20 protein-coding genes and 1 riboswitch are annotated in these 21,412 nt (G+C 42.7%); of the genes, 5 read left to right on the top strand and 15 right to left on the bottom strand.

Going from position 1 to position 21,412, the window contains the following annotated elements; translation table 11 throughout:
• The first annotated feature begins 387 nt into the window (after positions 1-387).
• The 4 genes from phoD to BLW54_RS04220 are packed head-to-tail and all read left to right on the top strand — an operon-like array spanning position 388 to position 4,619.
• Positions 388-2,148, top strand: coding sequence for an alkaline phosphatase PhoD (gene phoD / locus BLW54_RS04205; RefSeq protein ID WP_074733299.1), 1,761 nt, complete (start codon positions 388-390; stop codon positions 2,146-2,148).
• A 36-nt stretch (positions 2,149-2,184) separates the two neighbouring features.
• Positions 2,185-2,919: a twin-arginine translocase subunit TatC gene (tatC, locus tag BLW54_RS04210; RefSeq protein ID WP_035507188.1), complete on the top strand. Its 735-nt coding sequence runs from the start codon at positions 2,185-2,187 to the stop codon at positions 2,917-2,919.
• 15 nt (positions 2,920-2,934) lie between these two features.
• A complete protein-coding gene (locus BLW54_RS04215; RefSeq protein ID WP_035507190.1) occupies positions 2,935-4,368 on the top strand; it encodes an alkaline phosphatase PhoX in 1,434 nt (477 codons plus the stop codon).
• 20 nt (positions 4,369-4,388) lie between these two features.
• The gene (locus BLW54_RS04220) at positions 4,389-4,619 is read left to right on the top strand and encodes a twin-arginine translocase TatA/TatE family subunit (protein ID WP_035507191.1); all 231 of its coding nucleotides are present in this window, start codon (positions 4,389-4,391) and stop codon (positions 4,617-4,619) included.
• Positions 4,620-4,706: 87 nt separating this feature from the next.
• On the opposite strand, the gene BLW54_RS04225 is transcribed toward BLW54_RS04220, so the two are convergent.
• Together BLW54_RS04225 and BLW54_RS04230 are read right to left on the bottom strand one after the other, a co-directional pair.
• A complete protein-coding gene (locus tag BLW54_RS04225) occupies positions 4,707-5,207 on the bottom strand; it encodes a VOC family protein (protein ID WP_035507193.1) in 501 nt (166 codons plus the stop codon).
• A gap of 507 nt (positions 5,208-5,714) precedes the next feature.
• Positions 5,715-6,329, bottom strand: coding sequence for a YdhK family protein (locus BLW54_RS04230; protein ID WP_074733300.1), 615 nt, complete (start codon positions 6,327-6,329; stop codon positions 5,715-5,717).
• A 349-nt stretch (positions 6,330-6,678) separates the two neighbouring features.
• On the opposite strand from BLW54_RS04230, the gene BLW54_RS04235 reads away from it, so the two are divergent.
• Positions 6,679-7,632: a nucleoside hydrolase gene (locus BLW54_RS04235; RefSeq protein WP_035507196.1), complete on the top strand. Its 954-nt coding sequence runs from the start codon at positions 6,679-6,681 to the stop codon at positions 7,630-7,632.
• Between the two features lie 124 nt (positions 7,633-7,756).
• Here BLW54_RS04235 and BLW54_RS04240 read toward each other — a convergent pair whose 3' ends face one another.
• The 13 genes from BLW54_RS04240 to BLW54_RS04305 all read right to left on the bottom strand — a co-directional run bounded on the left by BLW54_RS04240 (position 7,757) and on the right by BLW54_RS04305 (position 21,404).
• A complete protein-coding gene (locus BLW54_RS04240) occupies positions 7,757-8,632 on the bottom strand; it encodes an AraC family transcriptional regulator (protein WP_074733301.1) in 876 nt (291 codons plus the stop codon).
• A gap of 196 nt (positions 8,633-8,828) precedes the next feature.
• On the bottom strand, positions 8,829-9,698 hold the full coding sequence (locus BLW54_RS04245; protein ID WP_074733302.1) for an SDR family oxidoreductase: 870 nt from the start codon (positions 9,696-9,698) through the stop codon (positions 8,829-8,831).
• A 244-nt stretch (positions 9,699-9,942) separates the two neighbouring features.
• Positions 9,943-11,382 (bottom strand): polysaccharide deacetylase family protein, encoded by a 1,440-nt coding sequence (locus BLW54_RS04250; protein WP_074733303.1) that lies wholly within the window; start codon positions 11,380-11,382, stop codon positions 9,943-9,945.
• A gap of 162 nt (positions 11,383-11,544) precedes the next feature.
• Entirely contained in the window at positions 11,545-12,012 is a 468-nt protein-coding gene (locus BLW54_RS04255; RefSeq protein ID WP_074733304.1) for an SgcJ/EcaC family oxidoreductase, read from the bottom strand.
• Positions 12,013-12,121: 109 nt separating this feature from the next.
• Entirely contained in the window at positions 12,122-12,574 is a 453-nt protein-coding gene (locus tag BLW54_RS04260) for a DUF4871 domain-containing protein (protein ID WP_244153471.1), read from the bottom strand.
• Positions 12,575-12,700: 126 nt separating this feature from the next.
• On the bottom strand, positions 12,701-12,895 hold the full coding sequence (locus BLW54_RS04265) for a hypothetical protein (RefSeq protein WP_035507207.1): 195 nt from the start codon (positions 12,893-12,895) through the stop codon (positions 12,701-12,703).
• An 861-nt stretch (positions 12,896-13,756) separates the two neighbouring features.
• The gene (locus BLW54_RS04275; protein ID WP_074733306.1) at positions 13,757-14,743 is read right to left on the bottom strand and encodes an aldo/keto reductase; all 987 of its coding nucleotides are present in this window, start codon (positions 14,741-14,743) and stop codon (positions 13,757-13,759) included.
• 117 nt (positions 14,744-14,860) lie between these two features.
• A complete protein-coding gene (locus tag BLW54_RS04280) occupies positions 14,861-15,982 on the bottom strand; it encodes a 5-methyltetrahydropteroyltriglutamate--homocysteine S-methyltransferase (protein WP_074733392.1) in 1,122 nt (373 codons plus the stop codon).
• A gap of 100 nt (positions 15,983-16,082) precedes the next feature.
• A riboswitch (SAM riboswitch) is annotated at positions 16,083-16,184 on the bottom strand.
• A 348-nt stretch (positions 16,185-16,532) separates the two neighbouring features.
• Entirely contained in the window at positions 16,533-17,537 is a 1,005-nt protein-coding gene (locus tag BLW54_RS04285) for a LacI family DNA-binding transcriptional regulator (protein WP_074733307.1), read from the bottom strand.
• Positions 17,538-17,745: 208 nt separating this feature from the next.
• Positions 17,746-18,393, bottom strand: a complete 648-nt coding sequence (locus tag BLW54_RS04290; RefSeq protein WP_244153472.1) for a bifunctional 4-hydroxy-2-oxoglutarate aldolase/2-dehydro-3-deoxy-phosphogluconate aldolase — start codon at positions 18,391-18,393, stop codon at positions 17,746-17,748.
• Positions 18,394-18,424: 31 nt separating this feature from the next.
• Positions 18,425-19,270: an SDR family oxidoreductase gene (locus tag BLW54_RS04295; protein ID WP_074733309.1), complete on the bottom strand. Its 846-nt coding sequence runs from the start codon at positions 19,268-19,270 to the stop codon at positions 18,425-18,427.
• Positions 19,267-20,340, bottom strand: a complete 1,074-nt coding sequence (gene uxuA / locus BLW54_RS04300; protein WP_035507786.1) for a mannonate dehydratase — start codon at positions 20,338-20,340, stop codon at positions 19,267-19,269. Before uxuA ends, BLW54_RS04295 begins: the two co-directional genes overlap by 4 nt.
• A 47-nt stretch (positions 20,341-20,387) precedes the next feature.
• On the bottom strand, positions 20,388-21,404 hold the full coding sequence (locus tag BLW54_RS04305; protein WP_074733310.1) for a zinc-binding alcohol dehydrogenase family protein: 1,017 nt from the start codon (positions 21,402-21,404) through the stop codon (positions 20,388-20,390).
• Positions 21,405-21,412: the final 8 nt, after the last annotated feature.

Consider the following 21,412-nt stretch of genomic DNA (forward strand, 5'->3'; position numbering starts at 1 on the left):
AGAAGTACTCTCTCCTGTTTCAAACTTATCCATTCCCTGACTTCCATTAGCCACCTAGAATCAACGGAATTCCTAAATAAAAAATATGAATGCTCATTGAGAAGAAACACGGCTCTCAGAGAGATTTCCTCCCGTTCATTCTATTATTAAGTTTTCTTTTTCCCAATGCAAAGAAAAATGAGAAAAATGTCCCAAGAAAAAATGATGAAAGTTGTTGAATGCCCCCTGATTTTATCCTTTTTCACACCATGAACAATCACTTTTTCCTAGGTGTAAACACCCCTCCAATTCCATCCTTTATTTACATCTATTTACAACAAATTAAAAAAGGCTCTCTATAATGAAAACTGTTGCATTCATTACATTTCGTGAAAAGGAGCCGATCAAATGAAAAAGGAGAACTCTATGCAGGATTGGATTCAAAAGCTTAATGAAGATACCTTACATAAGGGAATTGATCGACGAAGTTTCCTTCAAGGTGCAGGGAAAGTCGCCGGTGTTTCTTTGGGAATGGTCATCGCTCAATCCATGGGTGGTCTGACTGTCTCTGCAGATGAAGTAGAATTTCAGGAGTACCCGTTTTTGCTTGGCGTTGCTTCCGGAGATCCGCTTCCTGATAGTGTCGTATTGTGGACGCGTTTAGCCACAGATCCTCTGAATGGTGGGGGGATGGCTGATCGAAACATCCCCGTAAAATGGGAAATGGCCAAAGATGAACATTTCCGCCATATTGTTCAGCGTGGCACCGAAGTTGCCAGTCCGGCACTAGCTCACTCTGTACATGCAGAAGTAGACAACCTGGAAGCCAATACCGTTTACTATTACCGCTTCAAAGTAGGGAATGATTTCAGTCCGATCGGCAAAACCAAAACCCTTCCCGCTCAACATTCAGATGTGGCCAGCCTTACTTTTGCCTTTGCTTCTTGTCAACAGTATGAGCATGGCTACTATACCGCCTACAAACATATGGCAAAAGAGGACCTTGACCTCGTCTTTCATTTAGGGGATTACATCTATGAATATGGCCCAGACGAGTATGTTTCCGGCACTGGAAACGTCAGGACACATAAAGGGCCGGAAATCAGGACACTCGAAGATTATCGGAACCGTCATGCACAGTATCGTTCAGACAAGGATTTACAAGAGGCCCATGCAGCTTTTCCTTGGGTGGTCACATGGGATGACCATGAAGTCGAAAATAATTATGCAGATTTGATTCCTGAAAAAGGCCAATCTGTGGAAGCATTCGTCAAACGTCGGGTTGCTGCTTATCAGGCTTACTATGAACACATGCCATTAAGAAAGTCCTCCATGCCTCATGGCCCTGACATGCAGCTATACCGCCAGTTCAATTATGGAAACTTAGCGAATTTCATGGTCCTTGATACCCGTCAGTATCGATCTGATCAAGCAAACGGAGATAAGAGTTCCCCTCAAACAGAGGAGTCATTGGACCCCACTCGTACATTGTTAGGCGATGAGCAGGAAGCCTGGGTGATCGATCAAATGGAAAAATCCCATACATCCTGGAACATCCTTGCCCAGCAAATCTTTTTCGCTAAAAGAAATTACGGTCCAAGCCCTGATGAGCCTTTGTATAGCATGGATGGCTGGGATGGCTATACTCCTGCTAGAGAGCGCATAACCGAACCGGCGAGCAAAAAAGGCATGGATAACTTGATTGTGCTGACAGGGGATGTGCACGCCAACTGGGCTTCCAACATCCTATCAGATTTTGATGATCCAGCCTCCCAAGTGCTTGGAGCGGAGTTTGTCGGTACATCAATCACTTCTGGAGGGAATGGGGCAGACAAGCGTGCCGATACAGACCGTATCCTTAATCAAAACGAACATATTAAATTTTTCAATGATTACCGCGGCTATGTTCGCTGCCATGTTACTCCAAGTCAATGGAGAACGGATTATCGTGTGGTTCCATTTGTCACCAAACCTGGAGCTGATGTTTCTACCAGAGCATCGTTTGTTTATGAAAAAGACGCTGAGGGATTAAAGGAAGTATCTACATCCGCCGTTCCTCAAGGGAAACAGAAGTCTTCGGAAGTAGAAGAAGACCGTCATAAAGCTCACACCCGTGCTCACCATAAACAAACGCAAAGTAACAAGCAGAAACAAACGATCAAACGTTAGACAGGGTTCCTGTTCGACATCAAGGAGGCAGATGCAGTGGAAGAACGTAACCTACAGCTGATCAGTCACTTGGAAGAGTTACGGAGCAGGGCAATGAAAACCATTCTCGCTTTTATCGGTTTCCTTATTGCCGCACTTGGTTTTGTCAAACCGATCTATAAGTGGTTGATCAAAGATCTAGATATGAAGCTTGCGGTTCTCGGACCGAGCGAAATCTTATGGGTTTATTTAATGATTGCGGCTGTCCTCTCTTTAGCAGCAACCATCCCCGTTGCTGCCTATCAAATTTGGCGGTTTGTCGCTCCTGGCCTAAGTCCATCGGAAAGAAAAGTTACCTTACGCTTTATCCCAGCTCTATTCTTTTTGTTCGTTTTCGGAATTGCCTTTGGATATTTCTTTCTTTTTCCGATCGTCTTGAACTTTCTGATCTCCCTATCAGCCGGCCAGTTTGAAACGCTGTTCACAGCGGAAAAGTATTTTCGTTTCATGCTGCATATGACTGTCCCGTTTGGACTGCTGTTTGAAATGCCTTTAGTCATCGTTTTTCTCACGGTCCTAGGAATTTTGGATCCAGCTAAATTGAAGAAGTCGAGAAAGGTTTCCTATTTTTTGCTGATTGTCGTATCCGTACTCATTACACCACCTGACTTTCTATCAGATGTTCTTGTTATCTTACCTTTGTTGTTGTTATATGAAATCAGCATTACATGCTCGACCATCGCTTACAAAAAAAGGCGCGCCTCTCACTATGATCAATCAAGCGCAGCCTAATAGGAGGGAAAGGCAATGAATAAAAATCAGATGAATCGAAGAGACTTTCTGAAAGCGGGCGGTATCGGCACAGCTGCGTTGGCCCTGAGCACTAGCGGGCTGATGTCCTTAGGTAACGATAAAATTTTTGCCGGAACAACGAAAAATCACAAAGCCAGGGGAGGCTATGGGCCGCTTGTTAAAGATCCGGGGGGAGTCATGGATCTCCCTCGTGGCTTCCAGTACCGCATTATTTCTGAAGAAGGAGGAAAGTTATCTGACGGCAGGCCTATTCCTGCCAAGTTTGATGGCATGGCCGCTTATGCAGGCCCCCATAACTCTACAATTCTAGTAAGAAACCATGAACTTAGCGGAAATACCAAATACCCAGTCATCGGGAAGAACCCTTACCGCAGAGAAGAAACAGGCGGCACTACTTCTTTAGTCGTGGGGCCTGACCGAAAAGTGAGGAAAGAATATGTCTCTTCTTCCGGGACCATCCGTAACTGTGCAGGCGGGGCAACTCCTTGGGGTACTTGGCTGACTTGCGAAGAGACCTTGGAAGAAGGACATGGCTATGTGTTTGAGGTGGATCCGAACGATCCCGAAAACAAACTTTCCAAAACCCCTATTCGCGAAATGGGCGCTTTCTCTCATGAAGCCACAGCCGTTGATCCAGCAACAGGGATCGTCTATCTGACAGAAGATGCGGGCCCTAGTTACTTATATCGTTATCTTCCCGTTGACCGCAGTCCAAAAATGGGTGCCCTACAAAAGGGAGGGCAGCTGCAGGCGGCAGCCATTGAAGAAATGAGTTCCTATGAAACAAGTGATTTCCATACAGGAAAGAAATTCGACATTGTGTGGAAAGATGTAGATCCTGAAAAACCTACCCTTGATGCAGGCAGAAAAGGATGTATTGCCTTCAGCCGTCTGGAAGGGGCCTATTTTGAAGGCGGCGTATTCTGGTTCGACGATACATCCGCTGGAGAAAAAGCATTAGGAAGAGTCTACCGCTATATTCCTGCAACGAATACGCTGGAGCTCTTCTATGAATCTACGGCGCAAAACGACTTAGAAATGCCTGATAATATCTGTATTACTCCATGGGGAGATTTATGGATTGCGGAGGATGGAGGCGGGGTAGATCGCGTGATCGGATTGACTCCTGAAGGCGAATCTTATGTCTTCGCTGAAAACAAATCTGGTGATTCAGAGTTAGCGGGGCCAACATTCTCTTCGGATGGACAGACATTCTTTGTCAATATACAGTCACCTGGAATGACCTTCGCGATCTGGGGGCCATTTGCTAGAAAAAATGCTGCACGCAGAAGATTGATGGGGCACGCCCCTCCCCCCGCCGCTTATGCACCAAAGATTTCTGACAATCTTTCTGCCTTTGCAGAAGTCCAAGGCATGTCTGATTTAGAAGCTGCCGCATTCGAGCGCCACGGTATGCCGATTCTTTAACACTAACAGGAGGCGAATATATGTTAACCAATATTGGAATCCCTGGTTTAATTCTTGTTTTAGTCATCGCTTTGATTATTTTTGGTCCTTCAAAACTTCCGGAAATAGGACGAGCCTTTGGTAGCACATTGAAAGAATTCAAAAGTGCCACGAATGATTTAATGAATAACGATCAAGAAAAGAACCAACCTGGAGAGGACAGTCAAAAATTGAAAGCTGTTGAAAAAGAAAAACAACATACAGGCAGCTGAATAACCAAGAAACGTCCAGAGGGATTCTCACTCTGGACGTTTCTTATGAACTATTCCGTCGACTCTATTTTAACTATTCCTCTCTCCTTAGTTCCGGCTCTGTACTTCTTTCAAAGCATTGATATCAATTTTTTTCATTTGTAACATTGCCTTCATTACTTTTTCGGATATAACGGGGTCCGGTTGGTTTAATAGCTCCTGCAGGGAATCAGGGACAATTTGCCAGGATACACCGAATGTGTCCTTTAACCATCCACATTGCTGTGCCGATTCATCTCCACCTTCAGACAGCTTTTCCCAAAAGTAATCCACCTCTTCTTGATTAGCGCAATGGACGATAAAGGAAATTGCTTCATTAAACTTAAACTGCGGGCCTCCATTCAACGCCACAAACCGTTGACCTTCCAATTGGAAATCGACTGTCATAACCGTCCCTTCGTCCTTCCCATGTATTTCCTTCCCTTCGTTCATGTATCGACTGACTTTGATAATTTCTGAATCCTGGAATATAGAAGTATAGAACTTTGCTGCTTCTTCCGCTTGATAATCAAACCAAAAGTTCGGGGTGATCTTTTGAATACTCCCCATAATTCCCCATCTCCCTCTTCGATTTTTAAATTTCCGTGATCGAATAGTCATCCAGAATAGATTTACTGAAATTTCTTCAGATGGTCGTCAAGACGGTCATACTCCAACTTTTCCTTTTACCACAAGTATCATTCTTTACCATTATAAGTAAGCGCAAGGGAAAGATTCAATACTCCTTTAAACAATAAGACTGGTTGCTCTCACAGGGCATCAAAATAAAAATACCAGGGATCGTTTAGGCCTCTATCCATGACCGAGAATTAATTTTTCTCTGGATAAACCAACTTCAGGAGTTAATGCTGTGTCTGCAATCATATTCACAGCTTTTAAAGGCGTTTCATAGACAATAAACACCTATTCGTGACCTTTCACAATCTAGATAAATATCAATTAATAAAGGTTTAGAGATCTTTAACAGAAGGATTGGCTCTAGAAATGATAATTAAAAAAGAAGACAAGGTTATTCCAATTCCCTGCCTCCCTTTTTTATACGAGTATCCATTGAGTCTATTCCGCACGTAACTCACTTTCGGTTACCCACTTATGATTTTCTACTTTTTCTCCACTTTCTGTGTTCTCAAAGTTGACCATATAAACCGTTGTCTCTTCAGCAGATTCAATGGTCGCCGTTGCCCCATCCATTCCTTCCATATGGGAGGCATCCAGCGTGACTTCATCACCAGATTCGAAAGGTTCCTCACTGGCTTCTTCCATCTCTTCATGAATCACCCATTTATGGTCAGTCACTCTTTCACCACCATCGGTCGGATCATATGACACCACATAAGCGACGGTATCATAAGCACCAGCAATCGTAGCTTCCGCACCTTCCATTCCAGACATGTGACCATCGGGTATGATGGCTGTCTCTCCAACTTCATAGGTTGGTTGATCAGCTTCTTCCAGCCCCTCAGGTACCTCACCTGAACTGGAATGATCCATATCAGAATGATCCGTTTCCTCACCTGATTCAGAGCTTTCATTATCCATTTCTTCATTCATCTCTTCACTAGATTCCGTATTTCCATTCGTGTTCGTTTCTTCGTCTCCCTCGCTATTTGAGCATGCAGTAATGAATACTGAAAACGTGAGCAAGGTTACAACTAACCACAGTTTCTTCATTCGGTAGACCTCCTTTTGGAATATACCCCTCCGAGGTAATTGTATTTTCTATCATATATACCCACAATAGGAAACATTAACTAATTAACTAAATGTTGTCGATTCTTTTGATCCATTTATTGATTTATCCAGAAAAAATTAGTCCCAACTTTTTGCGAGCAAAGGTCAAACATGGATGATCACAAGGAATAGAATAAGAGATGTATTGAAACAGATTCCTATGAAAACTTTTACTTTTTTTCATAGATGCCCTGCCGCAAGATAGGCAGGATTTTCTTTTCGTTATCTTCGTCGGACAAACATACAAGCAAACCTATCATATGTTCATAGAGTAGGGTGAGGTGAGAAAATGAAAAAGGTAATTTTATTTGCCGATACTGGGATTGACGATATGATAGCGTTGACTTACGCTCTTAAGCACCCTGAGGTGGACCTTATAGGGGTGGTCAGTGGATATGGGAATATTGACCGGGAAAAAGCACTTAGGAATGTTGAGTACTTATTGGAATTGGCGGAACGTACGGATATTCCTGTCATTGCTGGGGCTACACGCCCGTTGAGTGGGGATGATCCTGTCTTTTTCCCTGACATTCATGGCGCAGAAGGACTCGGTCCAGTCCGTCCACCTATTCCGGAAGAACGCTATGCCAATCGGACGAATTTCAGTAAGCTCTTCCAATTGATTAAAGCTAACCGTAACGAGGTTATCATTGTGAATGTGGGGCGATGCACGTCTCTAGCTATCGCTCATTATTTGAGCCCTGAAGTGATGGCAGACGTAAAAGAAACGTATCTAATGGGCGGGGCTTTCAATGAACCTGGCAATGCGACCGAAGTAGCAGAAGCGAATTTCTTTGGAGATCCGATTGCCGCTAACTACGTTTGTCAACATACGGCCAATCTTACTGTTGTCCCTTTAAATGTGACAAGGGAAGCTTTATTGACTCCAAGAGAAGTGAATCTCATCGATTCTCGATCCGATTCCCCATTAGAAGAGTTAATCAAACCAATTTTAGATTTCTATTATGAAGTCTATCAACAACTAGAACCAGGTATTACGGGAACCCCGCTGCACGATCTAGCCGCTCTAATGGCTGCCCTTGATATTCCTGGTTTATTTGAATACAAAAAACGGGAAGTTACCGTTGAACATCAAGGGGAATTTGCTTATGGTGAAAGTATCGCCGACTTCCGGCCAGGCACCAGCGATTGCTTTGGACCCAATTGCGTCCGTATTGCAATGGAAATTGATCAGGATATTTTTGTCGCCGATGTCCTTGAGATTTTAACCAATCATCGATAATCTAGCTTCCAACCTTCTCCTCTCGCTCGTTCCTGAGTATGCGTAGGTTAAATATAGCAGCTGCCTCCATTGAGAAAGACGTCATTTTTTATAAAAATGACGTCTTTTTTCTTTGGACATACACCTATGAAGTTTTCACAACAGGTATCCAAATCTCGCTTTTAACCGATGGCGCGGAAAGGTCTTCACTTTTAATTGATAACATTTCAGGCCCTTCGGCTACTTGATAATTAGAAGATGGGAACCACTCGGAGTAAATCCTGCCCCACGTTTCCTGCAGCGCACTTGGAAAAGGTCCGTCTGATTCGAATTTCGCCCATGTTAAGGAAGGCACTTCTAGTACGGTAAAATCCTCAGTGATCTCTTTTGTCGTGGCCACGCCGATATATTGATCAAGCTCCCCTTTTTCTTCCATCCGTCCCTCTGAGAAGTTTGTAGATGCTTGAACCATGCCTCTTGGTTCAATATTGGAGAGTTGCTTTAATCGATCCACTTCCCCCTTCGTTAAAGATTTCCACATTTTCGTAATCTCCGGATTTTCCCCCTCAAACACAATCGGCACTCTTTTCATAATCCCCACTAATCGGAAAGCCTCTTTTTGTTCGATTCGGTAGTTCATTTCATTCCCTCCTCTTATTGATAATTGGAAGGTCATTGGAGGATAAGCTTTTAATGGTTGATCACTATTTCTTGCTTCAGAGGGCGTCACCCCATGCAAATGTTGAAAAGCTCTTGTAAACGAGTCCGGTGAATGATAGCCATATTTCAACGCAACATCTATGATTTTTACTTTACTATGGTGAAGTTCAAATGCAGCCAAACTCAAGCGTCTGCGGCGGATATATTCTGATAATGTTATACCGGCAAGGAAAGAAAACATCCGTTTAAAGTGATATTCAGAGCAGTGCGCTACCCTTGCCACCTTCTTGAAATCAATAGTTTCAGTTAGGGTCTCTTCCAAATAGTTCATGGCTTCATTCATGGTCTTAAGCATATCCATCATCTGACCTCCTTCACTATTACCATAGCAAGAGTTTGGGGGGTTCCCCCGACATTCTGTGCCCGATTATGCAGGGGTACCATAGCGGGAAATGAAATTTCAATTTAAAAAATTTATGGTCTGCTATTTCATAGATCAATAATCAAGCAGGACCCCTAAGGCCCTGCTATTCTTCAAAAGTCATTGACCCAGCTCTCTATGACGTCATAATCTGGCCACCATTCACATGAATACATTGACCAGTCATATAAGAACCTTCTTTGGAAGCTAACAATACATAAGGCCCCACTAACTCAGATGGCTGTCCAGGGCGATTCATTGGCGTGTCGGTACCAAACTCGCTAACCTTTTCTTCATCAAATGTGGCAGGAATCAGCGGTGTCCAGATTGGGCCCGGGGCCACCATATTAACACGGATCCCTTTTTCTACGAGATTGGCTGCCATACTGCGGGTAAAGCCAACAATCGCTCCTTTTGTTGCCGTATAGTCAATGAGGGTAGGGTTCCCTTTATAAGGGTTAACAGAAGTTGTGTTAATGATGGAGTTCCCTTCTTCTAAATGTGGCAGTGCAAATTTAGTTAAATGAAAAATCGAGTAGATATTTGTTTTAAATGTCTTGTCCCATTGTTCATAAGAAATGTCCTGAAGATCATCGGTCGGGTATTGAACCGCAGAGTTGTTTACCAGTATATCGAGTTGGCCAAAGTGATCCACTGTTTTATCAATTAGCTCCTTACATGTCTCTTCCTTGGTAATATCACCTGGGACTAGGAGGCACTTTACACCTTCCTGCTCGATCCATTCCTTCGTCTGTTCAGCATCGCTCTCTTCACCGCTCACATAGTTCATCGCCACATGAGCCCCTTCTTTTGCATAAGCAATTGCGACCGCACGTCCAATCCCGCTGTCTCCGCCTGTAATGAGGGCAACCTGGTCTAGGAGCTTCTCGCTTCCTTTATAATCAAGCGGCTGTACGGGAAGGGGATCCATTTCAGCTTCTATTCCCGGTTGTTTTGCTTGGGTTTGTTTCGGCTGGCCACCGACCTGTCGTTGATGAATATCCATTGCGCATTCTCCTTTGTCTTATAGTGTATGTAGGAAAGATACCTCGTCAGTTAGGTTTGTAAACACCTGCAAACGGATACGTGGAAATTTTTTCAATAAAAAGTAAGGAGAGGATCTAAGTGTTGGCACGAGAAATGGGTAGGTGAAACGTGTCAATAAGTGAGCGCAAAGGCTATGATATAAATGAAAAAACAGCACCAGTAGTTAACAAAAAAGCACAGCTAAAAGAGGCTGCACTTTTCTGTCAGAGAACTTTCCCGTAATAGGGTCCCATTCCGTTTTTATCTTGTAGTTCAAGCAATTGAGACACAGTCACGAATTGATATCCCTCTTTTTCCAACTTATCCAGTAGTTCAGGAAGGGCCGCAGCTGTACTCCTATGAATGTCGTGCATGAGTACAATTGCTCCGGAAGCAGCACCCCTCTCCACTTCCGCAATCACCGAATCCGCATCTAAACTTTGCCAATCTAATGAATCGATCGACCAATTGATAATAGGCGTCCCTCTTTCATTAGCAACGGTTTCTACACTTTCGCTCACCGCACCATAGGGTGGACGAAATAGCTTAGGCTTCTGGCCGGTGACTTCTTCAATGATTTCACTGGATGGGTCCAACTCCTGAATAATCTTATCAGGACTAAGCTGGGATAAATCCATATGGCTTTCCGAGTGGTTTCCAATCTCATGCCCAGCTTCAGCCACCTGCTTAGCCACTTCAGGATAATACTCTACTTGACTTCCCAGCATAAAGAAGGTAGCTATCGACTCATGCTCTTTTAAGGTTTGCAAGATGGCAGGTGTTACTTCTGGATGCGGTCCATCATCAAAAGTTAAAGCGATATACTTTGCATCATCATCCAGTTCTACTTGAGGATTAGGATTATTCTCTGTTTGAGGAGATTCCGGTTTCTTGGGCAGCTTCATTTCATCAATGATAGACTTTTTCAGCTGATCTCGAATATTTTCTAAAGGTAGATCCACTTGAATAAGTCCTGCGGCCCCTGCCGCAATTTCATACTCATCAAAATATAGAGTTAGGGTTTCGTTCGACAGAGACCATTTCCAGGTAGATGGTTCTGATAATGCCTTTTGTAGGTCATCCTCCATCAGATACATCTCTAAACCCTTGTCATTTCTTAATTGTTCTTCTACCTTAGCTTGAATGGCTTTAATAGATGGGGCATCTGTTTTCATCACATCTTCGAGTTTCATCAAACGGTCTTTTTCCAAATCCATCACAAATGTTTTCACCGTTTCACTCCCATTTGCTCCTCCTGAAAACTGGTAAGAGCTAAGTATCAGACTATACTTATTCTCGGCCCATTGTTCCGTATCCACTTGAATATTTAAATGGCCGCGAACATCCTCTTGTGAGGTGCTATCTTTTCCATTCATAGACTGGACAAAAGATTGTTTTTGTTTGTCTAACCATTCTTGAATGGTTTGGTTAATCTTATTACTTTTCGTCTTTGGAATGCTGATCGATGTTGTGTAAAGATCTGACTCAGTGGTCCTGGTTTGTAAATCAAGACCGGGATAGTGGCTCATCTCTTCTTGCTCCACCTTAACCATTGCTTCAGAGCTGTTAGACTCTCCCCCGCTCAGACCAAACCAGGCAACTCCTACAACAAGCAAAGTTATAATGAACCAAGACGGCCAACGTAAACGTCTAAGTAGTTTCATACATATTTGTCCCTTCCTGATGATTAATTCCAATAAATAGTATAATAGTTTCACAGACAAGAAAAAAGTCTATAAAACTAGAATGGAAGGTCCATTTAGTATAATTCCAATACATCAAGGATAATTATAATGTGAAATTCCATAAAAAAAACGACGACTAAGCTAATCGCCGCTTATTGGAACATTAAAGGAGCCCCTTAATTCATTTGTCATCTTTTTCACTAATTCCGGCCTTCCATGAAACTGGGCGGGTGTGTTCTGAAACAGATCTATTTCCCAGTCACATCCGTTGTTAAGCAGCACGACGGTATGGTGAGTGTTAACGTCTGGTTTAATATCCAATTCCCCCGGTGGAATCATTCCTGCGATTGCTCTTAGAATAGCTACATTATCACCGAGAAACCTTACCTCTTTGACTTTAGACACAAACGGAGCCGTCGGGTGATCTTTAAATATCGGACGGAGATGGGAATAAATTTCTTTAGGGCCTTTGGACTGACTTCCATCAAATCCTATACTTTCCCCATTTTCCGTAAATAATCGGGCCATCCCCTTCGCATCACGTTGATTCCAGGCTTCTATTAGCCTTTCATATGTTTGCTTAACAATCGCTTCTTTCTCGTTCTTCATTCTACCCCTTCTTTCATTTTTGAAATCATTAATGTCTAAAAGTTCCTATAATCATTTCCTGATTTCTTCACTATTTGGAACCATCGCGATACAGAGGAGACTCAAGCGGTTATTCTTCTTCATGTACGTGCACATAAACCGAACCATGCAATGTGTCATCTATATAAGCCTCTAACTTCCACATCCCACTCTTCGGCAATGACATAAGTGTTGGTGCAGAAGCATCTGCACCATTATGTTCCTTAACAGCTATAGGTACATCCTCTAAAACAACCACTTCCCTCCCTGTTTCCTCGGAAGTACCGATTACCTTCAAATCACCTTCAAGTTCCTCTTCCTCACCCCAAAAGTGCCACATATACTTTTGTTGTCTGTCAGGATAAAATTTTGTAATTTCCCCACCACTGTAGATAATTCCCAACCGGCCTTCTTCTCCAATCATCTGATAAGGGCCTGATTTAAACTGTCCACTTTCTTCCCATTCCTTATCCGAACACCCCACGAGTCCAAACAGTAAAAGAATCAAGGACATATAAAATACGTGATAAGAAACGCTTCTCAAATTATCCCCCCTTCCAACTACTTGCCGACCTAAGCCTAAAGGAGGTCTCCGTTTGTGCTTGATGGCAGTGCAGGCCATGATTTAACTCTCTGTATAAAGCTATTCAGTAATATCAAATCAAATATCCTATTCCGGCAGCAGTAAATGCAGCCCCTGGCTATGGGTATAGTCAGCATAGGTCCGTCCACATACAAAATAAAGAAATGGAAACAAGAGGAGAACAACCACAAGGAATGCTTGAGAGGCTTCTTTCTTCCTATTCATTACAAACCAATACCAACTTCCAACAATCAACACAATGGCTTCAAGGAATAATAACATGGGACACATCTCCTAAATGTTCTCATTCTATATACACGGGCATAAGGAAATCTACGTTAACTTTATTATCTGCTTCTTAAAATAGATAAATCCTCATGTAATCTCCTATTTATATAATCACCCTGAACTTTATGTTCTATAAAAGAGACCAAATACCTTTGCATCCCTAAAAAAGAAACTCCTTTCAAAACTGAAACAGATACAAAAATCATAGGTTTCCCGATGTTCATAGACACGGAGGACCTTCATTATAGCTTGAATCTATGCTAGTTCATGGATTCTAATCCTTCGTTCTCCTGTCAGTTAATAAAAGAAGGAAATGAAAGTACACATTGGACGCTAAACATCCATACAGTGAAAAAGAAATGACTCCCTTGAAATTTTGGAAAACCATTATAAAGTACAAAAGTCCGACTACAACACCTGTGAATGAATAAGCACCTAACTTAACCAAGTAAAGGGCCCATTTAGAAAGGTTCCGATATCTTCCAACTAACTTATCTATCAAAATCGAAAGAGGGATTCCCGCAAGGATAAAAACAGACCCGGCATATAAAATGACAAAGATAAAGGTTTCTAAAAAACTGAAATAATAAATATTCGGTTCACGCTGAGTGCTAGGTACATATGATACCACTGCCAATAGGGTTGCAAAGCATATACTGGAGAATACTGCGGTTAAAAATCTGTTCATGAACAACTCCCCTCGTTCTCGAAAGAATCCCTTTCTACTACTGATCATTTTATATTAAGATGACCATTCGTTCATCTTTGAACAGAGATGATTGTCAATCCGTCCCTCCTCCACAAAAAACAAGCACTGGTTCATAACCAGTGCTTGTTTGTTAGTCTTTATCCTTTTTAAAACGGCAGAGGGGCAGTTGGAGAAACAAATCCTCTGTCTACAAGTTCGTTCCAGAATTCTTTCGGGATGTCTTTTTGAATCATTTCAAGGTCTTCCTTAATTCGATCCGGGCGTGTTGAACCAGGGATCACGGATTTAACAGCTGGGTGGGCCGTTGAGAATTGAAGGGCCGCTGCTTTTAATGGAACATCGTATTTTTGACCGATTTCCTTCAATTGATTGACTTTGCCAATAATATCGGCGCCAGCTTTTTCATAATTAAAGTGATCTCCGCCAAGCAGGACACCAGAATTATAAGGGGCTCCAACAACAATATCCACATCATTCTCTTCCGCTTTTGCCATCATTCGCTGTAAGGCTCTCTCGTGCTGGAGAAGGGTATATTGCGTGGCGGATAAGCAGACATCCGGTCTCGTTTCCTCTAGCTCCATTGCGATTTCAATGGGTTCGGTTGTATTGACACCTAGTCCCCAGGAACGGATGACTCCTTCTTCACGAAGACGGGATAATACTCGGAAGGCTCCTTTCCTCGCTTCATCGAACTTCGTCACCCATTCATCTCCATGGAAATCAGAAGAAACGTCATGAACGAAGACCATATCTAAACGGTCTGTTTTCAAACGCTCCAGACTTTGCTCAATCGATCTCTTCGTTGCATCCTCTGTGTAATCGGTAATGACTTTATTGTTACGGCCATATTCAAACAGGCCTTCACTTTCCTCCGTGTCTTCAGTCATATAACGGCCGACTTTAGTACTTAATACATAGTCGTCCCTATTATATTGTGATAACACATCGCCTAGACGCATTTCCGCTAAACCAGCTCCATAAAATGGGGCCGTATCAAAATAGCGGACGCCTTGATCCCAGGCAGTTTGAATCGTTTCCCGTGCTTCTTCTTCAGGAACATCACGGAACATATTTCCTAAAGGCGCTGTGCCGAGGCCTACTTTGTGTTTTAATGCATCTTCTAGTGATTTCATGTGTTCATTCCTCCTTTAGAAAAAGACCCTATAGTTGTATAACCAACTATAACAAAAGTGAAACATCACCACCATAAAAATGCACCTCTATGAAGGGAAAACCTTCACACAGCAGCTTTACCCTTCCTGCCACACATCCTCTGCAATGCTTAGGACATGGCGGACTTTCTCCCATTGTTGGTCTTCAGTAATTTCATTTCCTTCTTCTGTTGAGGCAAATCCACATTGAGGACTCAAACATAGCTGCTCCAATGGCACATAATCAGAAGCTTCACGTATACGTGCCTTCACTCGTTCTGGATCCTCCAATTCACCGAATTTGGAGGTGATTAAACCAAGAACAACAAACAGATCCGTCCTGTTCACATGACGGAGAGGTTCAAATCCTCCTGAGCGCTCATCATCAAACTCTAGGAATAAACCATCAACATCCAACCCACCAAAAATGGTTTCCGAAAGCGCCTCATAGCTGCCGCTCGCCATGAATGTGGAGCGGAAATTCCCACGACAAATATGCATCGTGACGAGCATATCCTCCGACCTATTGGCAATCGACTCATTAACCGTACGAGCACACAGCTCAGCGGCTTTTTCTGGATTTTGTCCTTTCTCTTCAATGGAGGCACGTCCTTCTTCTGAAAAGAAAGTCGCCCATGAAGTATCATCTAGCTGAAGATATCGGCAGCCTTCTTCATAGATTTTTTCAATAAACCCTTGGTAGGCCTCTACCAAATCCTCTACCAGGGCTTCATCACTTTCATAAATTCCCTCTTCTCGTTTCGCACGAAATAACAGCATATTCGGACTCGGGATGGTTAATTTAGCCACTGCATCACCGGCGATTCTTTTAAGAAATCGAAAGTGTTCCACCATTACATGATCGGTAAATCCTACTTTTCCGGTAATTTTGATTCCGCGTGCTTTCGTTTCAACTCCATCAAATTTCAAACCACTTTCCGCCTCATATCCTTCTACACCATCTAAACCTTCAAGAAAATCAAAGTGCCACCAACTGCGTCGGAAATCTCCATCTGTCACAGCTTTCAGTCCTGATTCTTTTTGCTTTTCTACCAATTTAACAATCTCTTCATCTTCCACTTGGCGTAATTCCTGTTCTGTGATTTCTCCCTTAGCTCGTTTGTTACGAGCCGCTTTCAATCGTTCTGGACGTAGGAAACTACCTACATGATCGCCTTTAAATGGTGCTCTCTTTACATTCTTTTCTGTTACTACGGACATGTTTATCCCTTCTTCCCTTTTGATATTTAATGCTAATAAAACGAAAAACAGCCCCTCTTCTAATAAGAAGAGGGGCTGAATAACGTACAGATCATTTCTCTTCTTATCTACAAGCCAATCGCTTCTGGAATTAGCACAGTACTTCTCTAAGTCTGTTGCTAAGGTTTCGTCGGGCCAGTCCCTCCACCTTTCTGGATAAGAAACAATGTATTTAAATGTAATTCCTACTATACAGGATTGTTATCAAAAATAACACCCTATTCTGAATATTGAAGCCGGAAATTTTCCCCCACCCTATCTCATAAAACGTGTAGGTAACAAAAGAAAAGGTTCCCCATCAAAATAAGAGACCTGCCACAGGATATATTCTTTCCATATCCAGAGCAGGCCGAAGGAACAAACAATCATTTGCTAGATTTTATTCCTAGTGGATGGGAGAAGAGGCTCATCCCCTTCATCATACGGTGCCGATTTCAATCCCGGCCATCGGCGTTTGTGTTTCATTAGTGATCTCGATACACCTAAACTTCACTCTACCTCATTGTCCTCTTTATACTGAATCTCTGACCATCAGACAGGGCTCGAACCTGTAATGGAAAAGTTCATTTTCTGTATTTTTCGTTCGGATTTTATTCAGTAAGGCTTCGGCACCCATCTTCCCTATTTCAAACGTCGGTTGGGCAACAGTAGTAATCGCCGGCGTGTAAAAACTGGCAAAGGATACATCATCAATCCCTATGATAGCCAGTTCTTCTGGAATTCGCAGATTCTTTTGTTTTACGTACTTCAATAATTCGATCAATACAAGGTCGTTTCCAGCAAGGATTGCTTCAGGAGGTTCTTCTAAGCCCAATAAATCCTCAAGTACTTGCTGAATATTCGTAGGTTCTGCGCTTTTTACATAGTCTTCAATAAAAGGAAGCCCATGCCTCCGAATGGCTTTTTCATAGCCCTTAATCCGCTCTAACCTTGGTGTGATATGATGCATTATAGAAGTTGTGATCATACCAATTCGTTGGTAACCCTTTTGAATGAAGTGCTCTATAGCAAGTCCTGCGGCCATCTCATTATCTAATAATACGGACGAAATAGAGATGTCTTCCACTTTCCGGTCCAGGAAAATCACGGGGTATCGATCCTTTAGCATTTTTTTATATAAATCCCGATTACCTCCCGTAGGGAAGATGATCAAACCATCTACTTGTTTAGCCCGGAGCATTTCTATATAATGCTTTTCTTTTTCAGGATCATCATCAGCATTACATATAATAGTATGATAATCAGCGCTGATACACGCGTCCTCTATTGCCCTCGTTACCTCTGTTGTGAAATTGTGCAGGATATTAGCCACAATCACCCCAATCGTTCTTGTCGACTTCTGTTTAAGGCTTCGCGCTACTATATTTGGTTGATAACCCAATTCTTCGATTGCCCGCTCTATTCGCTGCTTTGTCTTGTCTCCCATATAGTCATACCGTTTATTTAAAAACTGAGATACTGTGCTCTTTGATACCTTTGCTTGTGCAGCAACATCGGAAATAGTCACCGTTTTCATTTGAACTCTCCATCTCTTTACATATATTCCGCCTATTAAGTCGGTTCGCCCACCTACTATAAAAGTATACAAGTGAAAGGCCACTCCATCCACTTATTCTCACTATTCCATAGGGGTGAATCAAGTAAAGGATGAAAATGAAAACGAAGACACAGCCACTTTGTCCTCATGCATCCATAGTGGAAAAGGAAAGTAACCAATTATCTTCTTATACTTTAACGAGTCCTGCTTTTTCGACGTATTTCTTTGCTAATTCTTGAAGCGCTGACCAGTCCTCCTGTTCAATCAAGGAGCGATGAACAAGAGAGCCTCCGATTCCAGCAGCTACAGCACCTGCCTCCATAAAGGAGTGAACATTTTCCAGGTTTACTCCTCCTGTCGGCATCATTTGTATATGGCTTAATGGTCCGCTCACATCCTTTAAAAACTTTGGACCAAGAACGTTGGCCGGGAAAATTTTCACCATGTCTGCTCCCCATTGATCAGCTAAGTACATTTCAGTTGGGGTGAATACCCCAGGAATCATTATTACGTCTTGCTCTTTTGTGTATTCAACGGTCTCTTTAGAGAGGATGGGAGCGAATATGAAATCGGCACCTGCTGAAATGGCCATTTCAGCTTCTTCCTTATTCATCACCGTCCCAGCGCCAATAACGGCTTTATCTCCAAACTCCTCTTTCACTTCTGCAATGACCTGAAGAGGAACCTCGGAGTCCATAGTGATTTCTATACCGGTCACTCCTCCATCTATAAACGCTTCAACAAGAGGCTTTACTTTTTCTGGGTCGACTTTCCTGATGACGGCCACAATCCCCGAAGATACCATACGGTCGAGTAAATGATTGTTATTCATCATATACGCTCCTTTTCCTTCGTTCTTTTTACATTCATACACCTGAATAAGCTAGAAATCCACCGTCAACAGGAACCGTAATACCTGTAACAAAACCAGACATCTGGTCGTCAGCTAACCATATTAATGTACCTAACAAATCTTCGGGCTTACCAAAACGTTGTAATGGGGTATGGGTGATGATTTTATCCGAACGTTCTGTTAACGAACCATCTTCATGGGTAAGTAACGCTCGATTTTGTTCAGTAAGGAAAAATCCTGGTGCAATGGCATTTACTCGAATTCCTACATCCGCCATATGAACGGCTAGCCATTGAGTGAAGTTATTGATACCTGCTTTAGCAGCACTGTAAGCAGGTACCTTTGTCATCGGGGAAGGGGCACTCATGGATGATATATTTATAATCGTAGCCCCTTTGCGGTTGATCATCTTTTTAGAGAACACTTGTGTCGGGATAAACGTTCCAACAAGATTGAGATTAAAGACAAACTGGAATCCTTCTGTTGTCATATCGAAAAAAGTGGATAAATCCTCTTTATCCAAGTCCTCCTCTTTTAGCTTCTCGTTCTCTGTCGCGCCATCAGGGTGATTCCCCCCCGCTCCATTAATGAGGATATCGCAAACCCCGAACTCTTCTTTAATAATTTCTTCAGCTTGGCGAACGCTTTCAATATCCAGCACATCACATGACAGTGCCAATGCCTCGCCACCTTGGGATTTAATATCCTGCTCTACCTGTTTCCCTGATTCAATTCTTCGGTTTAAGATGGCCACTTTGGCGCCCTGTCTGCCTAGTTCTCTTGCCATTTCTCCACAAAGAACACCACTTCCTCCTGTGACAACAGCTACCTTCCCTTTCAAATTCTCATTAAGAATCATTTGTCATTCTCCTTTTTTCTCTCCAATGAATCCCATATCCCCCATAAATACATAATGCCTAAACCTCTGTCATAGAGACCATAGCCTGGTCGGCAAATCTCATCCCAAATATGGCGGCCATGATCCGGTCTCACATAACCAGTAAATCCACTTTCATGATAGGCTTTTACGACTTCATAAATATCGACAGATCCGTCTTTTGTCCTGTGGGAAGTTTCGATAAAGTCTCCATTTTCATAAGTTTTTACATTCCTTATGTGAGCAAAATGGATTCTATCTGCGAATTCTCGAACCATTTCAGGTACGTTATTGTTCGGATTGGCACCTAACGAGCCGCTGCATAAAGTCAATCCATTGTAAGGATCATCTACTAAATTCAAAAATCGCTGTACATTTTCTTTATTGGTCATAATCCTCGGCAAACCAAATACAGACCAAGGTGGATCATCGGGATGGATTCCCATTTTAATGTCGTTTTCTTTAGCGACAGGAATAACTCTTTCTAAGAAGTATTGCAAATTTGACCATAAGTCTTCCTCTGTAACGCCCTTGTACTTTTCAAACAAGTCAGCTAAATGTTCGAGGCGTTCAGGCTCCCAGCCTGGCATTGTATACTCGGAGTTTTCGGATATATTGGTGACAAGCTCCATAGGATCTATATCTTCGATTTTCGATTTTTCAAAGAAAAGGGCTGTCGATCCGTCATCCATTTCTTCAAACAAATTCGTTCGCGTCCAGTCAAATACTGGCATGAAGTTATAACAAATGACCTTCACTCCAACTCTCGCCAGCTTTTCTATCGTTTTAATATAGTTATCAATGTACTGATCTCTTGTAGAAAGACCTAACTTGATATCCTCATGGACATTTACACTTTCGACCACATCGATATTTAATCCATGTTTATCGGCCTGCTCCTTAACTTCCATGATTTTATCCATCGGCCACTCTTCTCCCGCTGGAACATCATGTAGTGCCCAGACAACACCATCGACTCCGGGGATTTGTTTGATATGTCTTAATTGGACGCCGTCGTTTCCTTCCCCAAACCAACGCATGGTCATTTTCATAAAATCCTTCACTCCCTCTCGATTGTCCATAACCTTCCTTACAGTCCTTATAGCTTTATAACAACTTTCCGTACTTCTGGATGCGCTTCTTCCATCAGTTGAAAAGCTTCCTTCGCTTCATTCAAATCATATTGATGACTAACTAAATCTTCTACATGGAGTTGTTGAGAATTAAACATTTCCACAACTGGACCAAAACGGTGAGTTTGCAATCGGGAACCGCAAATCGTCAGTTCCTTTTTGGTAATATCCACTTGAGCAATTTCGGAAAATTTTTGGTCAAATCCGAGCAAAACTACTCTGGCTGCAACAGAGGTAACAGCAATGGCCTGTTCCACAGTTTGCGGGAAACCTACAGCATCAATGACTACATTCGCTCCCATCCCGCTTGTCCATCGGGACACTTGTTCTTCTACATTTTCCTGTTGAGGATTGATAAGGTCATCTGCCCCCCATCTTTCTGCGAAAGCGAGTCGTTTTTCGTTAATATCCGAAATAGCCACCTTTGCACCAGCCTGCTTTGCCATTTTCAAACAGCATAAGCCGATAGGACCTGCTCCGATAATAAAAACATGGTCTCCCTCCTGGACCTGGCCACGGTAGATCGATTGAGCCCCTATAGTAAATGGCTCGATTAAGGCGATTTCCTTCCAATCCAGGGATTCATCGACTTTATGAACCAAACTCTCCGGCATCACCATTGTTTCACGGCCTCCACCTTCACGATGAACCCCGTAAACTTCCACCTTTTCACAAACATTCGGACGACCTTGCTGGCAAGCGTAACATTCTCCACATGAGGTCATTGGTTCTATAACAACCTTGTCTCCAACTTTCAATGCAGTGACTTCCTCACCAATTTCTACAATCTCTCCTGCCACTTCATGGCCAATTACTCTCGGATAGCTGGCGAATGGATTTTCTCCATGAAGAATATGCATATCTGAACCACAAATCCCCATGACCTTCATACGGATTTTCACTTCAGATGGGTGAATGATTTCAGGTGCTTCCATTTCTACGACTTGCAAGTTACCAGGTTCTTTCACTTGAATAGCTTTCAATTTAGGCC

This window comes from Halobacillus karajensis (assembly GCF_900108515.1).
GTDB lineage: Bacteria > Bacillota > Bacilli > Bacillales > Halobacillaceae > Halobacillus > Halobacillus karajensis.